Annotated in this window: 12 protein-coding genes; 11 read left to right on the top strand and 1 reads right to left on the bottom strand. The window is 72.4% G+C overall.

Annotated features, from left to right (window positions below):
- Positions 1 to 30 precede the first annotated feature (30 nt).
- On the bottom strand, positions 31 to 891 hold the full coding sequence (locus ACFO3J_RS04445; protein ID WP_386426295.1) for a thioesterase family protein: 861 nt from the start codon (positions 889 to 891) through the stop codon (positions 31 to 33).
- A gap of 534 nt (positions 892 to 1,425) precedes the next feature.
- On the opposite strand from ACFO3J_RS04445, the gene mnmA reads away from it, so the two are divergent.
- The 11 genes from mnmA (at position 1,426) to gatB (ending at position 14,965) form a co-directional block, all read left to right on the top strand.
- Positions 1,426 to 2,571: a tRNA 2-thiouridine(34) synthase MnmA gene (gene mnmA, locus ACFO3J_RS04440; RefSeq protein WP_386426294.1), complete on the top strand. Its 1,146-nt coding sequence runs from the start codon at positions 1,426 to 1,428 to the stop codon at positions 2,569 to 2,571.
- The gene (locus ACFO3J_RS04435) at positions 2,568 to 3,110 is read left to right on the top strand and encodes an LOG family protein (RefSeq protein WP_386426292.1); all 543 of its coding nucleotides are present in this window, start codon (positions 2,568 to 2,570) and stop codon (positions 3,108 to 3,110) included. The genes mnmA and ACFO3J_RS04435 overlap by 4 nt, the downstream gene beginning before the upstream one ends.
- On the top strand, positions 3,107 to 3,796 hold the full coding sequence (locus tag ACFO3J_RS04430; protein WP_386426290.1) for an SDR family oxidoreductase: 690 nt from the start codon (positions 3,107 to 3,109) through the stop codon (positions 3,794 to 3,796). The genes ACFO3J_RS04435 and ACFO3J_RS04430 overlap by 4 nt, the downstream gene beginning before the upstream one ends.
- A 179-nt stretch (positions 3,797 to 3,975) precedes the next feature.
- Positions 3,976 to 5,208 (top strand): hypothetical protein, encoded by a 1,233-nt coding sequence (locus ACFO3J_RS04425; RefSeq protein WP_386426288.1) that lies wholly within the window; start codon positions 3,976 to 3,978, stop codon positions 5,206 to 5,208.
- A gap of 63 nt (positions 5,209 to 5,271) precedes the next feature.
- Positions 5,272 to 6,282 (top strand): methionine synthase, encoded by a 1,011-nt coding sequence (locus ACFO3J_RS04420; protein ID WP_386426286.1) that lies wholly within the window; start codon positions 5,272 to 5,274, stop codon positions 6,280 to 6,282.
- 38 nt (positions 6,283 to 6,320) lie between these two features.
- Positions 6,321 to 8,540 (top strand): NAD-dependent DNA ligase LigA, encoded by a 2,220-nt coding sequence (gene ligA, locus ACFO3J_RS04415; RefSeq protein WP_386426284.1) that lies wholly within the window; start codon positions 6,321 to 6,323, stop codon positions 8,538 to 8,540.
- A 224-nt stretch (positions 8,541 to 8,764) separates the two neighbouring features.
- Positions 8,765 to 10,927 carry a putative bifunctional diguanylate cyclase/phosphodiesterase gene (locus ACFO3J_RS04410; protein WP_386426283.1) on the top strand — a complete coding sequence of 721 codons (2,163 nt, stop codon included), beginning with the start codon at positions 8,765 to 8,767 and terminating at the stop codon, positions 10,925 to 10,927.
- 444 nt (positions 10,928 to 11,371) lie between these two features.
- Positions 11,372 to 11,668, top strand: a complete 297-nt coding sequence (gene gatC / locus ACFO3J_RS04405) for an Asp-tRNA(Asn)/Glu-tRNA(Gln) amidotransferase subunit GatC (protein WP_386426281.1) — start codon at positions 11,372 to 11,374, stop codon at positions 11,666 to 11,668.
- A 2-nt stretch (positions 11,669 to 11,670) separates the two neighbouring features.
- A complete protein-coding gene (gene gatA, locus ACFO3J_RS04400) occupies positions 11,671 to 13,164 on the top strand; it encodes an Asp-tRNA(Asn)/Glu-tRNA(Gln) amidotransferase subunit GatA (protein WP_386426280.1) in 1,494 nt (497 codons plus the stop codon).
- Positions 13,161 to 13,427, top strand: coding sequence for a hypothetical protein (locus ACFO3J_RS04395; protein WP_386426278.1), 267 nt, complete (start codon positions 13,161 to 13,163; stop codon positions 13,425 to 13,427). Before gatA ends, ACFO3J_RS04395 begins: the two co-directional genes overlap by 4 nt.
- A 29-nt stretch (positions 13,428 to 13,456) precedes the next feature.
- The gene (gatB, locus tag ACFO3J_RS04390) at positions 13,457 to 14,965 is read left to right on the top strand and encodes an Asp-tRNA(Asn)/Glu-tRNA(Gln) amidotransferase subunit GatB (protein WP_386426276.1); all 1,509 of its coding nucleotides are present in this window, start codon (positions 13,457 to 13,459) and stop codon (positions 14,963 to 14,965) included.
- Positions 14,966 to 15,049 lie beyond the last annotated feature (84 nt).

The following is a 15,049-nucleotide window of genomic DNA, read 5'->3' as shown; positions in this document are numbered from 1 at the left end:
GGTCGGGCCGGGCGCGGCCCGAACGCAGGCTCAGCCGCGCGGCGCACGGGCGAGTTGGCGGGACTGCGCGACCAGCCGGTCGGCGCTGTCCCAGATCTCGCCGTCCTCCTCCAGCAGGCCGCCGGCCAGATTGCGGGTGCTGAGCGACACCCGCAGCGGCCCCGGCGCCGGGCGGCTGCGCACATGCACGGTCAGCTCCAGCGTGGGCGTCCAGCCCTTGAGACCGAGGTCGAAGGCGGTGGCCGGCAGCGAGTCCGCGGCGAGCAGCAGGGACAGCGCGTCGTGGTCCCGGCCGTCGGCCAGCCCGAGCCAGCCGCGCATCCGCCCGGCCCCCGACGGCGCCCCGACCGCCCAGCCGGCGGTGGCCGGGTCGAGCCGCAGGTCGAGCCGGTCCAGGATGGCGGCGGAGCCGGGCAGCGGGCTGACCCCGGGCGTGTCGTGCGAGCTCACACTGTTCGCGTACGAGGCCATCGGCGGCGGTGTCGCCGAGGTCCGCACGTCGTCGGGCAGCGCGTCCAGGTCGCCGTAGCCGGCGATCACCCTGAGCCGCTCGACATCCTGCCCGTCCTCGTCCCGCTGGAACAGCGAGGCCTGCCCGGTGGACATCGTCCGCCCGCTCCGTACGGTCTCCGTCCTCACCACGGCCGGCCCCGGCTGCGAGGCGGTCAGATAATGCGCGGTGATGGTCAGCGGATCATGATGCGGCAGCGCCTCCCGCAGCGCCCGGCCCAGCACGGCGAGCAGATACCCCCCGTTCAGCGCGGAGATGATCATCCACCCGGCCGACAGGTCGATGTCGTACGTCCCCGGTTCCCCCGGCCGCGGCACGGCCGCGGTGTCCCGGTCGAACTCGCTGTCCCCTATGGCCGCGCGGGCCGCTGCAGTTGCCATGACCACTATGTTACCCATCGGTAGGTCCCCGTTGTCCACAACGCTGCGAACAACGCTGAGCGAACGCTTAGTCTTCCGGGGCGGGTGGGGTGGTCGCGGTCCTTCACCACGTGCGGCTCGCGCCCCTTCGGGGCAGACCCGGAAGGGGGTGGGTGGTCGCGGTCGTTCGCGGTCCGCGGGCCGCGCCGTGGTTGCTCGCGCAGTTCCCCGCGCCCCTTGATGGGTGCCCGGGTGCGCTTGGTGGGCCCTTGCCGGGTCAGGGACGCGGCCCCGTCAGGGGCGCGGGGAACTGCGCGACCAGCCACGGCGTAGGCGCGGCCGGGAATGGGCCGGGACCTGTTGCGGTGGTTGCCGCAGGGTTGGGTTTGCCGCGTGGGTCGGGGGACGCGGCCCCGTCGGGGGCGCGGGGAACTGGGCGAGCAGCCGCGGCGGACGGGTGGCCGGGAGCGGAGCGGGGCGCTCCCCGGTGGGGGGCCCGCAAGGGCCCGCGTCAGTGGCGGTGGGGCGGCCTGCAAGGCCCGGTATCCTCGGGGTGTGAGCGAAACCCCGAACGAGGCGCAGCCCAAACCGCTACGCGTGCTCGCCGCGATGAGCGGCGGCGTCGACTCCGCCGTCGCCGCCGCCCGCGCCGTGGACGCCGGGCACGACGTGACCGGCGTGCACCTCGCGCTGTCGGCGAACCCGCAGAGCTTCCGCACCGGAGCCCGCGGCTGCTGCACCGTCGAGGACTCCCGCGACGCCCAGCGCGCGGCCGACGTGATCGGGATCCCCTACTACGTATGGGATCTGGCGGACCGTTTCCGCGAGGACGTCGTGGACGACTTCGTCGCCGAGTACGCGGCCGGCCGCACCCCCAACCCCTGCCTGCGCTGCAACGAGAAGATCAAGTTCGCCGCGCTGCTGGACAAGGCGCTGGCCCTCGGCTTCGACGCGGTCTGCACCGGCCACTACGCCGCCGTCGTCACCGCCCCCGACGGGACCCGCGAGCTGCACCGCGCCAGCGACCCGGACAAGGACCAGTCCTATGTCCTCGGCGTCCTGGACGAGCGGCAGCTCGCCCACGCGATGTTCCCGCTCGGCGACACCCGCACCACCAAGGGCGACATCCGCGCCGAGGCCGAGCGCCGCGGCCTCGCGGTGGCCAGGAAGCCCGACAGCCACGACATCTGCTTCATCGCCGACGGCGACACCCAGGGCTTCCTCGCCAAGCGCCTCGGCACCGAGGAAGGCGCGATCGTCGACCAGCACGGCGAGCGCGTCGGCACCCACAGCGGTGCCTACGGCTTCACCATCGGCCAGCGCAAGGGCCTGCGGCTCGGCGTGCCCGCCGACGACGGCAAGCCCCGCTATGTGCTGGACATCTCCCCGGTGAACAACACCGTGACCGTCGGCCCGGCCGAGGCGCTGGACGTGACCGCGATCACCGCGATCCGCCCCCGCTGGTGCGGCGCCCCGCCGCGGGGCCCGGCCGCGTACACCGCGCAGCTGCGCGCCCACGGCGAGGACGTACCGGTGACCGCCGAACTGCGCGACGGCGAGCTGCGGGTCGCCTTCACCGCGCCGGTCCGCGGCGTCGCCCCCGGCCAGGCCGTCGTGCTCTACGACGGCACCCGCGTGGTCGGCTCGGCGACGATAGCCACCACCGACAGCGGCGCGGCCCGTACGCCGGTGACCGTATGAACATCGGCGTGTTCCTGTCCGCCGCCGAGCTGACCGAGCAGTACACCGTGCCGGTCCGGGAGTTCGGGAAGCTGATCGGCGAAGGCGGCCACACCCTGGTGTGGGGCGGCTCCGACGTCGGGCTGATGAAGGTCGTCGCGGACGGCGCCCAGGAGGCCGGCGGCCGCCTCGTTGGGATCTCGGTCGAGTTCCTGCACCATCTGGCCCGGCCGAGCGCCGACGAGATGGTGATCGCCCGCGATCTGGCCCACCGCAAGGCCGAGCTGCTGCTGCGCTCCGACGCGATCGTGGTCATGGTCGGCGGCACCGGCACGCTGGACGAGGCCACCGAGATCCTGGAACTGAAGAAGCACGGGCTGCACAGCAAACCGGTGGTCCTGCTCAACACCGCCGGGTTCTACGACGGGCTGAAGCAGCAGTTCCGCCGGATGGACGCCGAGGGCTTCCTGCCGCTGCCGCTGTCCGAACTCGTCTTCTTCGCCGAGGACGGCCGGGCGGCGCTGGACTATCTGACGAACTACCTCCAGGAGCATGCGTGAGCGTTCACCTCGTCACCGGGGCCGGCTCGGGAATAGGCGCCGCGGTGGCGCGCCGGCTGCTGGAGCGGGGTGACGAACTGTGGCTGCTCGCCCGGGACGCCGGCCGCGCCCGGCAGCTGGCGGAGCGCTTCCCCGGCGCCCGCACCCTGGCCGGTGACCTGGGCGAACCGTCCCGGCTGTCCTGGGCGCTGGGCCACCAGTCCCCACCGGACCGGCTGGACTCGCTGGTGCACAGCGCCGGCATGGTCGAACTGGGCCAGGTCGGCGACCTCACCCCGAAGGTCTGGCACGAGACGCTCTCGGTGAATCTGATCGGCCCGGCCGAGCTGACCCGGCTGATGCTGCCCCAACTGCGGCTGTCCCGGGGGCATGTGGTGATGGTCAACTCCGGCGCCGGGCTCTCGGCCTCCGCCGAGTGGTCGGCGTACGCCGCCAGCAAGCACGGCCTGCGGGCGCTCGCCGACTCGCTGCGGGCCGAGGAGCACGGCAACGGCGTACGGGTGACGACGGTCTACCCCGGCCGTACCGCCACGCCCATGCAGCAGAAGGTCCACCAGCAGGAGGGCAAGGCGTACGACGCGGCCCGCTGGATGGACCCGGAGTCGGTGGCGACGACCGTACTGACCGCGCTGGACCTGCCTCGGGACGCCGAGATCACCGATCTGAGGGTCCGGCCGGGCCTCTGAAACCGCCGCCCCGCCGCGCGTCCCGCAGCGTGTCCCGCAGCGCCCGGGGGCGGAACGGCCGCATCCCGTCACCCGACCGTGTGCATCTCGCACCGGATAAGGGCGATATGTTCCTTTTATCCGCTCCGGTTTCGTAGGGTCGACCGCGCCCCCACCACGATCCAGGGAGCGGACCGATCATGTCCTCAGCCAGCGCAGAAGCCACCCGGCCGGACGACGCGGGCCTCGGCCGCGGTGGGTTCCGCGGCCGTACCGGGGACGCGCTGCGGCTCGCCGGCCCCGCCCTGCTCGGCTACGGCGCCGCCCGCCTCCTGGGCGTCTCCCTGCTCTACTACCTGGCCAAGCGGCGCGGCGAGTCACCCGGCACCCTGCTCTACGACTCCTGGGACGCCCGCTGGTATCAGATGATCGCCGCGGGCGGCTACAACCATACGATCCACGGCGTCCCCCACACCTGGCACCACGCCTTCAGCAACCTCGCCTTCTTCCCGCTCTACCCGGCGCTGTGCCGGGCCGCCCACGCCGTACTGCCGCTCGGGCTCCCCAAGTCGTCCTGGCTGGTGGCCCTGGCCGGCGCCTTCGCCGCCGCCTGGCTGATCTTCCTGATCGGCAACCGGCTCTACGGGCGCCGGACCGGGACGATCCTCGCGGTGATGTGGGGGTGCATGCCGCACGCGGTGGTGGAGAGCATGGCCTACACCGAGGCCCTGTTCACCGCGCTGTGCGCCGCCGCGCTCTACGTGGCGCTGGCCCGGCGCTGGGTGTGGGCGGGGGTGTTCGCGGCGCTCGCCGGGCTGACCCGGCCGACCGGGGTCGCCATCGCCGCCGCCATCTCGCTGGCCGCCGCCGTCGCCGCGCTCCAGGGGCTGCGCCGGCGGGAGGAAGGCGAGCCGTGGTGGCGGCCGGTGTGGCGGCCCGCGCTCGGCGCGCTGCTCGCGCCGGCCGGCTGGCTGGGGTTCGTGGCCTGGGTGGGCCTGCGGCTGCACCGCAGGGACGGCTACTTCGTGGTGCAGTCGGAGTGGGGGAACCGTTTCAGCAAAGGCGGCTACCTGCTGCGGCACATCCGCTCGGTCTTCCTCGGGCCACGCGGATCGCAGGTACCGGTGGCGTTCGTCGTCGTCACGCTCGTGGTCGTCGCCTCCTTCGCGCTGTGCGCCCTGTGCGTGGCCCAGCGCCAGCCGCTCCCGCTGCTGCTCTTCAGCGTCGCCATGCTGACCGTCCTCGCGCTGGGCCGGGGCGTCTACATCGCCCGCGCCCGGTTCCTGCTGCCGGCCTTTCCGCTGCTCATCCCGCTGGCCCGGGTGCTGGCCCGCGCCCACCGCCGCACCATCGCCTACACGCTGTCCACCGCCGCGGTCGGCTCCGCGGTCTACGGCGTCCACCTCGCCCTGATCTGGAGCGGTCCGCCGTAGCGGCGCCGCGGGCCCTCGCCCGCACGGCGGACCGGCCGCAGCGCGAGCGTCTACGCTTCGGCCGTGAGCAAGCAGAGCGAGTTCGAATTGCCCGAAGGTGCCGCGACCGGCGTGGGCTCCATGCCCGGGACCGACGCCCGGGAGGCGGCCCGGGTCGCCGTCGAGGCCACCGGAGCGTTCCCCTTCCTGCCCGAACTGCCGGCCCGCGGGCCCGGCGCGGACATGATCGGCCGCACGCTGGGGATGCTGGTCGAGCTGTACGCCAGGGTCGAGCCCAGCGGATGGCGGTTCGGGGACCGGCCGGGGCGGGACACCAAGCGGGCCAGGTCGTGGCTGGGGGAGGACCTCGACGCCCTGGAGGAGTTCACCCAGGGCTATGAGGGACCGCTGAAGGTGCAGGCGGTCGGGCCGTGGACGCTGGCGACGAGCGTCGAGACGCGCAACGGCGAGGCCGCGCTGCGCGACCCCGGCGCCGTCCGCGATCTCGCCGGATCCCTCGCCGAGGGCCTCGGCGCCCACCTGGAGGACCTGGCCCGGCGGGTGCCGGGCGCGCGGCTGGTGCTGCAACTCGACGAGCCGTCGCTCACCGACGTCCTGACCGGCCATGTCAGGACCGCCAGCGGCTATCAGACCTACCGGGCGGTGGACCGCACCCTGGCCGAGACCACACTGCGGGAGCTGATCGGGGCGGTCGGCGTCCCGGTGGTCGTGCACTCCTGCGCGCCGGACGTGGCCTTCGCGCTGCTGCGCCGGGCCGGGGTGGCCGGGCTCTCCTTCGACTTCTCCCTGCTCACCGAGCGTGACTGGGACATCTTCGGGGAAGCAGCCGAGGCCGGTACCGCGCTGTTCGCCGGTGTCGTGCCCGGGACCGACTCCGCATTGTCGGACCCTGCCGGTAGCGTCAGTGGTGTTCGGGCGTTGTGGCGCAGGCTGGGGCTGGCACCGGGGACATTGGGGTCCTCCGTGGCCGTCACCCCCGCCTGCGGTCTGGCGGGGGCCTCACCGGCCTATGCCCGTGCCGCTCTGCTGCATTGCGCGAAGGCGGCCCGCTCGCTCGTTGACAACCCTGAGTGACGACCCTGAGTGACGCCTGACCGAGGAAGGACGGAATCGTGGCAGCCCTGGAGGACGCACAGCCCGCGGAGATCCCCGCCGAGGCCCGGGAGCAGCACGCCCGCCTGGCCGAGCAGGTCGAGGAGCACCGCTTCCGTTATTACGTCAAGGACGCGCCGGTCGTCAGCGACGCCGAGTTCGACCGGCTGCTGCGCCGGCTGGAGCTGCTGGAGGACGAGCACCCGGGGCTGCGCACGCCCGACTCGCCGACCCAGAAGGTCGCGGGTGCCTACGAGACCGAGTTCACCTCCGTCCAGCACCGCGAGCGGCTGCTCTCGCTGGACAACGCCTTCACCGAGGAGGAGCTGACCACCTGGGCCGACCGGGTGGCCGCCGAACTCGGCCCGCCGGACAACGAGCGAAGTCCCTACCACTTCCTGTGCGAGCTCAAGGTGGACGGCCTCGCGGTCAATCTCACCTATGAGGGCGGCCGGCTGACCCGGGCCGCCACCCGCGGCGACGGCCGCACCGGCGAGGACATCACGCCCAACGTCCGCACCATCGCCGACATCCCCGACCGGCTGGCCGGCGACCGGGTGCCGGAGCTGGTCGAGATCCGCGGCGAGGTCTACTTCCCGGGCGAGAAGTTCGAGGAGCTGAACGCGCGGCTGGTGGAGGGCGGCGACAAGCCGTTCGCCAACCCCCGTAACGCGGCGGCCGGTTCACTGCGCCAGAAGGACCCCCGGATCACCGCGGGCCGCCCGCTGCGGATGGTGGTGCACGGCATCGGCGCCCGCCAGGGCTTCGACATCGACTGCCAGTCGCACGCCTATGAACTGCTGCGGGACTGGGGCCTGCCCACCGCCCGGCACAACACGGTGGCCGACTCCCTGGCCGCCGTGCGGGAGTTCATCGACTACTACGGCGAGCACCGGCACGACGTCGAGCACGAGATCGACGGCGTGGTGGTCAAGGTGGACGAGATCCCGCTCCAGGGCCGGCTCGGCTCCACCTCCCGGGCGCCGCGCTGGGCGATCGCCTGGAAGTACGCCCCGGAGGAGGTCAACACCAAGCTGGTGGAGATCCGGGTCGGCGTCGGACGCACCGGCCGGGTCACCCCGTACGCGGTGGTCGAACCAGTGACGGTGGCCGGCTCCGAGGTCGAGTTCGCCACCCTGCACAACCAGGAGGTGGTGAAGAAGAAGGGCGTGCTCATCGGCGACACCGTGGTGCTCCGCAAGGCGGGTGACGTCATCCCGGAGATCCTCGGCCCGGTGGTGGACCTGCGGGACGGCAGTGAGCGGGAGTTCGTGATGCCCGCCGAGTGCCCGGAGTGCGGCACCCCGCTGCAGCCGATGAAGGAGGGGGACATCGACCTGCGGTGTCCCAACGCGCGGGCCTGCCCGGCCCAGTTGCGCGAGCGGATCTTCTATCTCGCCGGGCGCCGCTGCCTGGACATCGAGGCGCTCGGCTATGTGGCGGCCACCGCGCTCACCCAGCCGCTGGAGCCGCAGCGACCCCCGCTGGTGAACGAGGGGGACTTGTTCTCCCTGAAGATCGAGGAACTGCTGCCGATCCGCTCCCACGTCCTGGACCAGGACACCGGCCTGCCCAAGCGCGACCCGGAGACCGGCGAGCCCAAGATCGTCACCTTCTTCGCCAACCAGAAGGGCGAGCCGAAGAAGAACGCGCTGTCCATGCTGGACAACATCCAGGCCGCCAGGCAGCGCCCGCTGGCCCGGATCATCACCGGGCTGTCCATCCGCCATGTCGGGCCGGTCGCCGCCGAGGCGCTGGCCCGCGAGTTCCGCGACCTGGACCGGATCAAGGACGCCGCCGAGGAGGAGCTGGCCGCCGTCGACGGGGTGGGGCCCACCATCGCCGCCTCGGTCAAGCAGTGGTTCACCGAGGACTGGCACCAGGAGATCATCGACAAGTGGCGGGCCGCCGGGGTGAAGTTCACCGAGGAGGGCTCGGACGAAGGGCCGAGACCACTCGAAGGGCTGACCGTCGTGGTGACCGGAACGCTCGTCGGACATACCCGGGATGGCGCAAAAGAGGCGCTGGGCAGCCGGGGCGCGAAAGTCACCGCCGCGGTTTCCAAGAAAACGGACTTTGTGGTCGTTGGCGACAATCCCGGTTCCAAGTACGAGAAGGCCGTGCAGCTGAAGGTGCCGGTCCTGGACGAGGAAGGCTTCGCGGTGCTCCTTGAACAGGGCGCCGACGCGGCCCGCGAGAGGGCGGTGAATCCGGCGGAATCCGAAGGTGAATCCGACTGAATAGCCCGTAGATGTCACCCGATCGGCCCATATCAGAATACGACGATCGCGCTGGTCGCATTCGGGCAATGGCAGCCGATCGGTGCCCGAGGGGGCGCCTTCCGGCCTACTGTTGAGAAGCGCGACTGCCGGGGCGCCAACTTTGCAGCGGACCGGGCGGTTCACCTCCATGGCGTTCCGGCGCGGTGCGCCGCATGCTTCACCAGGCTGGGAGAGGGACGGGCATGGAACCGACGGAGAGCGCCGGAGGGGCGCCGCTGGCCGGCCGCCCTCCCGTGCCCGTGTTCCCGGCAGCGCCCAGACCGGCCCTCGGAGTCGCGGTACCGGCGCTCGCGGCCGGCGCGCTGACCGTCTGCGTCATCCGGATGCTCAACGAGGGCTACGCGCTGTTCCCCGGCGGCACCGTCGGCTGGGCCTTCGCCGCCCTCACCGGCATCATCGTCGGCCATCTGGTGGCGATGGGCCGCGACCGCTGGTGGGGCGGCACCGGCTCCGGGGCGGCGCTCACCCTGGCGATGCTGCTGCTCTACGGCTGGGTGCCGGCCGTGCTGGTCAGTCTCGCGGTGGTGCTGCTGGTCGGCGCCGCCCGCCGGCACCGCGGCCGGCAGGCCGCGCTGCACGCCGCGATCGACATCCTGGGGATCGGCGCCGGCGCGGTCACCCTCGCGCTGTTCGGCGTCCGTCCCTCGGTGGAGCACCCGTGGCTGCCCGACGACTGGTCGGCCTCGGCCGCGCTCAGCGTCACCGTCACGGCGGTGGCCTATCTGGCCGGCACCCGGGCGCTGCTGTGGTGGACCTTCACCCCGCCCGGCGGCGGGCTGCCCACCGTGGCCCGTACCGCGCTGCTGCGCCAGGGCATGGTCGGCGGCGCGCTGCTAGGCATCTCCCCGCTGATCCTGGTCGTCGCCTGCGACAAGCCGGTGCTGCTGCCGCTGTTCGCGGTGCCGCTGATCGCGCTGGACTCCACCTTGTGGATCGCGCACGCCCGCGCCGAGGAGCAGTTGCGGGACCCGCTGACCGGTCTGCCCAACCGCCAGTGGCTGCTGGAGCGCGCCTGGAGCGCGCTGGACTCCGCCCAGGAGCGGGGCGAGCGGGTCGCGCTGATCCTCATCGACCTCGACAAGTTCCGCTCGGTCAACGACACGCTCGGCCATCTCGCCGGGGACCGGCTGCTGTTGCAGATCGCCGACCGGCTGCGGCTCGCCCTGCCGCGCGGCGCCGAGGCGGCCCGGCTCGGCGGGGACGAGTTCGCGGTGCTGCTGCCGAGCTGCGACTCGCCCACCCGGGCCCAGCGGGTGGGCAGGGCGCTGGTGGCCGCCCTCGGCTCACCGCTCAGCCTCGACGGCCTGACGCTGGAGCTGGAGGCCAGCGCGGGGGTGTCGGTCTTCCCCGACCACGCGCTGGACGCGGAAGGGCTGCTGCGGCGCGCCGATGTGGCGATGTACCAGGCCAAGCGCGACCGCAGCGGCGTCGAGGTGTACGACGCGACCCGCGACGCCAACACGCCCGACCGCCTCGGCCTGTTGGGCGACCTGCGCCGCGCCCTCGACGCCGGCGAGGTCGAACTCCACTACCAGCCGAAGGTCCGCTTCGACGGGCAGGTGGCCGGGCTGGAGGCGCTGGTGCGCTGGGTGCACCCGGAGCGCGGGCGGGTCAACCCCGAGGAGTTCATCGGGATGGCCGAGACCTCCGGGCTGATGCCGCAGCTCACCGAGTACGTGCTGGAGAAGGCGCTCGGTCAGATCGCCAGCTGGCGGCGGATGGGCCTGGAGGTGCCGGTCGCCGTCAACGTCTCGCCGCGCGATGTGCACAGCCCCGGTTTCGCCGGTGCGGTCGCCGCGCGGCTGGCGCGCCATCAGGTGCCGCCGGGAGCGCTCCAGCTGGAGATTACCGAAACGGTTCTGCTGGAGGATCCGCAGCAGGCCGCCGACACGTTGAACGGGCTGACCGGGCACGGCGTCAAGATGTCGCTGGACGACTTCGGCACCGGGTACTCCTCGCTGGTGCATCTGCGGCGGCTGCCGGTCAGCGAACTGAAGATCGACCGGTCGTTCGTGGCGCGGCTCGTGGTGGACCCCGAGGACGCGGAGATCGTGCGCTGCACGGTGGACCTGGCCCACTCGCTCGGGCTGCTGGTCGTCGCGGAGGGCGTCGAGGACGACGAGACCTGGGAGCGCCTGCGGGAGCTGCGCTGCGACGCTGTCCAGGGCTGGCTGGTCGCCCCCGCGATGCCCCCCGACGAGGCCACCGCCTGGCTCCGCGCCCGCGGCGAACACGGCTGGCAGCGCCCCGCCCTCACCCCCGCCCCCCGCCCCCTCCACGAGCCCGAACCCCAGCACACCCCCACCGCCGACACCCGCCCCACCGGCCGCGCCCCGGCGAACTAGCCCTGCGGCCCGGCTCACCGGTACATACGCCCGCCCCGGCGGGTGTCCCCCCAGCGCCATGGACGCCGCATCGGCCTGCGGCCCGGGCGGACCGTGGACCACCGGGTCCCCCCGCGACCCGGCACCAACCGGTTCGTCCGGTGCGGCGGACGCCGCGTCGGCCTGCTGGCTGCGGGTCCGTTTCGGGGTGAAGGGGGGCTTGCCCCCTTTTCTCCGCCGCGGCGGTGGGAAGCCCGTTGTCGCTGTTCGGCGGTGCCGTCCTCGGCGCAGCCAGTGTTCGGTCGGCTCGGCACCGCCGGATGCCGTCGATCCGAGTCCCGCCGCCGCGGCGGAAAAAAGGGGGGTGCGGGCCTCAGCGGGCCTTGCCTGGGTCCGGGGGGATCGGGGTGACCCCATAGGATTGAGGGCACCAACGACATCTCACCCCCCAGAGGATCGCTACGCATGCCTGGCATCACGCGCGAGGAGGTCGCTCACCTCGGCCGGCTCGCCCGTCTTGAGCTGTCCGGCGAAGAGTTGGACCACTTCGCCCAGCAGCTCGACGACATCATCGGCGCGGTGGCCCGCGTATCCGAGGTGGCCGGCGAAGACGTACCGCCGACGTCGCACCCGCTGCCCCTGACCAATGTCATGCGGCCGGACACCGTCCGGCCCTCGCTGACACCGCAGCAGGCCCTGTCGGGCGCGCCCGCCCAGGAGCAGCAGCGTTTCAAGGTCCCGCAGATCCTCGGGGAGGACTGACCGTGAGCGACATCATCAGGCTCACCGCCGCCGAGACCGCGGCGAAGATCGCCTCCGGCGAGCTGACCGCCGTCGAGGTCACCGAGGCCCACCTGGCCCGGATCGAAGCCGTGGACGAGAAGGTGCACGCCTTCCTGCACGTGGACCGGGACGGCGCCCTCGCCCAGGCCCGGGCGGTGGACGCCAAGCGCGCGGCGGGCGAGAAGCTGGGCCCGCTGGCCGGGGTGCCGCTGGCGATGAAGGACATCTTCACCACCGAGGGCGTACCGACCACCGTCGGCTCCAAGATCCTCGAAGGCTGGATCCCACCCTACGACGCCACCGTCACCAAGCGCCTCAAGGCGGCCGGCGTGGTGATCCTCGGCAAGACCAACATGGACGAGTTCGCGATGGGCTCCTCCACCGAGAACAGCGCCTACGGCCCGACCGGCAACCCGTGGGACCTGACCCGGATCCCCGGCGGCTCCGGCGGCGGCAGCGCCGCGGCGCTCGCCTCGTACCAGGCGCCGCTGGCCATCGGCACCGACACCGGCGGCTCCATCCGGCAGCCCGCCGCGGTCACCGCCACCGTCGGCGTCAAGCCGACCTACGGCGGGGTGTCGCGCTACGGCATGGTCGCCTTCTCCTCCTCGCTGGACCAGGGCGGCCCCTGCGCCCGTACCGTGCTGGACGCCGCGCTGCTGCACGAGGTGATCGCCGGCCACGATCCGCTGGACTCCACCTCCATCGACGCGCCGGTCCCGCCGGTGGTCGAGGCCGCCCGCAGCGGCGACGTCACCGGCCTGCGGGTCGGCGTCGTGCGGGAATTCGGCGGCGAGGGCTACCAGCCCGGTGTCGTCCAGCGCTTCAACGAGTCGGTGGAGCTGCTGCGCGAGCTGGGCGCCGAGATCGTCGAGATCTCCTGCCCGTCCTTCACCTACGCGCTGGCCGCCTACTACCTGATCGCGCCCTCGGAGTGCTCCAGCAACCTGGCCCGCTTCGACGCCATGCGCTACGGCCTGCGGGTCGGCGACGACAGCACCCGGTCCGCCGAGGAGGTCACCGCGCTGACCCGCGAGGCCGGTTTCGGCCCCGAGGTCAAGCGCCGCATCATCCTGGGCACCTACGCGCTCAGCTCCGGCTACTACGACGCGTACTACGGCTCGGCGCAGAAGGTCCGTACCCTGATCAGCCGGGACTTCGAGAAGGCGTTCGAGCAGGTCGACGTGATCGTCTCGCCGACCACGCCCACCACCGCCTTCCCGATCGGCGAGCGGGCCGACGACCCGATGGCCATGTATCTGGCCGACCTGTGCACCATCCCGACGAACATGGCGGGCAACGCGGCCATGTCACTGCCGTGCGGGCTCGCCCCGGAGGATGGTCTCCCGGTGGGCCTGCAGATCATCGCGCCCGCGCTCAAGGACGACCGGCTCTACCGGGTCGGCGCCGCTGTCGAGGCCGCCTTCGTCGCGAAGTGGGGCCACCCGTTGCTTGAGGAGGCACCCCAGCTGTGAGCACCACCACGAGCGCCCAGAAGAAGAGCACCGTCGCCAAGGCCAAGGGCTTCAAGAAGAGCAAGCCCGGCACCTACCTGGCCATCGGCACCTCGCTGTTCAGCGCCGTCACCCACTTCAAGCGGGTGCGGGCCGCACGCGGCGAGAGCGACACGCTCAAGCTGATCGACGCCGTCGTGAGCGCCGCGGCCGTCGCCACCGGAGTCGCCCTGCTCGTCCGCGAACTGCGCCGGATGAGCGACGACGACATCCTGACGGACTGAAGCCCGAGGACTGAGAGGTAAAGAGGACTGTGACCGTCACGGATCTGTTGTCCTACGAGGACGCGCTGGCGTCGTACGACCCGGTGATGGGCCTTGAGGTCCATGTCGAGCTCGGCACCAGGACCAAGATGTTCTGCGGCTGCTCCACCGAGCTGGGCGCCGAGCCCAACTCGCAGACCTGCCCGACCTGCCTGGGCCTGCCCGGCGCGCTGCCGGTGGTCAACGAGATCGGCGTGGAGTCCGCGATCAAGATCGGCCTCGCGCTGAACTGCGAGATCGCCCCCTGGTGCCGCTTCGCCCGGAAGAACTACTTCTATCCGGACATGCCGAAGAACTTCCAGACCTCGCAGTACGACGAGCCGATCGCCTTCAACGGCTATCTGGACGTCCAGCTGGAGGACGGCGAGGTCTTCCGGGTGCTGATCGAGCGCGCCCACATGGAGGAGGACACCGGCAAGTCCCTGCACGTCGGTGGGGCCACCGGCCGGATCCACGGCGCCTCGCACTCGCTGCTGGACTACAACCGGGCCGGCATCCCGCTGATCGAGATCGTCACCAAGCCCATCGAGGGCGCCGGCGAGCGGGCCCCCGAGGTCGCCAAGGCGTATGTCGCCGAGCTGCGCGAGCTGATCAAGGCGCTGGGTGTGTCCGAGGCCCGGATGGAGATGGGCCAGATGCGCTGCGACGTCAACTTGTCGCTGCGCCCGCACGGCCGGGAGAAGTTCGGCACCCGCAGCGAGACCAAGAACGTCAACTCGCTGCGCAGTGTCGAGCGCGCGGCCCGGTTCGAGATCCAGCGGCACGCCGCGGTGCTCTCCTCCGGCGGCACCATCCTGCAGGAGACCCGGCACTTCCACGAGGAGGACGGCTCCACCACCTCCGGCCGGATCAAGGAGGAGGCGGAGGACTACCGCTACTTCCCCGAGCCGGACCTGGTGCCGATCGCCCCGGACCCCGCCTTCGTCGAGGAGCTGCGCGCCGGGCTGCCCGAGCTGCCGCGGCTGCGCCGCAAGCGGCTCCAGGAGAGCTGGGGCATCGCCGACCACGAGATGCAGTCGGTGCTGAACGCGGGCGCCCTGGACCTGATCCTCACCACCATCGACGCCGGCGCGGACCCCGCCTCGGCCCGCAAGTGGTGGATGGGCGAGCTGGCCCGGTACGCCAACGAGAGCGATGTCGAACTGACCGAGGTGCCGATCACCCCGGAGCAGGTGGCCCGGGTCTCGGCGCTCGTCGCGGCCGGCGACCTCAACGACAAGCTGGCCCGCCAGGTCATCGAGGGTGTGCTGGCCGGTGAGGGCGGCCCGGACGACGTGGTCGAGAAGCGCGGCCTGAAGGTGGTCTCCGACGACAGCGCGCTGGGCGCCGCGGTGGACCAGGCCATCGCGGCCAACGCCGCCGTCGCCGACAAGATCCGCGGCGGCAACCTCGCCGCGGCCGGCGCGCTGATCGGCGCGGTCATGAAGCTCACCCGCGGCCAGGCGGACGCCAAGCGGGTCCGCGAACTGGTGCTGGAGAAGCTGGGCGTCCAGGGCTGACTCCGCTCTGCTCAGCGACCCACGCGGGCCGAGGTGCGGGCCGGGAGTAGGCCGAGGATAAGGGTGGCACCCCGAAAAGGGGCG

It is taken from the genome of Streptomyces polygonati, from assembly GCF_042650325.1.
In the GTDB taxonomy this organism is placed as follows: domain Bacteria; phylum Actinomycetota; class Actinomycetes; order Streptomycetales; family Streptomycetaceae; genus Actinacidiphila; species Actinacidiphila polygonati.
Note: the sequence above shows the minus strand (reverse complement) of the source record. Positions and strands in the feature narration are given on the sequence as shown.